This is a genomic window from Sphingomonas sanguinis (assembly GCF_001476905.1).
GTDB lineage: Bacteria > Pseudomonadota > Alphaproteobacteria > Sphingomonadales > Sphingomonadaceae > Sphingomonas > Sphingomonas sanguinis_B.
This window is the reverse complement of record NZ_LDTE01000214.1, coordinates 1-630: the sequence shown is the minus strand read 5'-3', so window position 1 is coordinate 630 and position 630 is coordinate 1. Positions and strand designations below refer to the sequence as shown.

The following is a 630-nucleotide window of genomic DNA, read 5'->3' as shown; positions in this document are numbered from 1 at the left end:
CGGCGGCGATCGTCGCGTGCCGGATCGGCTATTCGCTGTGTGATGTCGGTCACAACACGCTGCTGATCCGGGTGGCGCAGCGACCGGGCGATGCGGCGCGCGTCTCGGGTCTGCGGCTGCTGTTCAGTGCGTCGGGTGTCGCGCTGCTGGCGCTCGCCTCTGGCACCAGCCTATCGCTCGCCGATCCGCAGGCGCAGCGCCAGTCGCTGGCGACGGCCGCCATGGGCGGCGGCGCGCTGTATATGGGGACCCTGTTCGTCGCGCTTTGGGCCACGCGCCATTTGGCTCCGCCGTCGCGCGCCGCAGGCCGAACCGGCACGCCGAAGCCGCTGCGCGATTATGCGCGCAACCCCGATTTTTCCCGCCTGTTGCTGGTCATCGCCGCGCAAGCGGGGTTCGTGCCGCTGTTCCAGCGTGCCCTGCCTTTTTACGGTGCGGCGGTGCGGGGCGATCCGGGTTGGGCGGGCCCTGCGCTGTTGACCGTGACGCTCGCCCAGTCGCTGGCGCTGCCCGGCTGGATGGCCATCGCGCGGCACTGGTCCTCGCGCCGCATCGCGATGGTGGCGCACGCGCTGACCCTGCTGGCCATGACGGGCCTGACCCTCGCGCCGACCGAGCGGCTGGACTGGG

At 71.9% G+C, this 630-nt stretch carries 1 protein-coding gene; it reads left to right on the top strand.

Annotation, left to right across the window (positions count from 1 at the left end):
- On the top strand, window positions 1–630 hold a 630-nt coding region (locus SB4_RS18665; protein WP_193753901.1), incomplete at both ends, for an MFS transporter.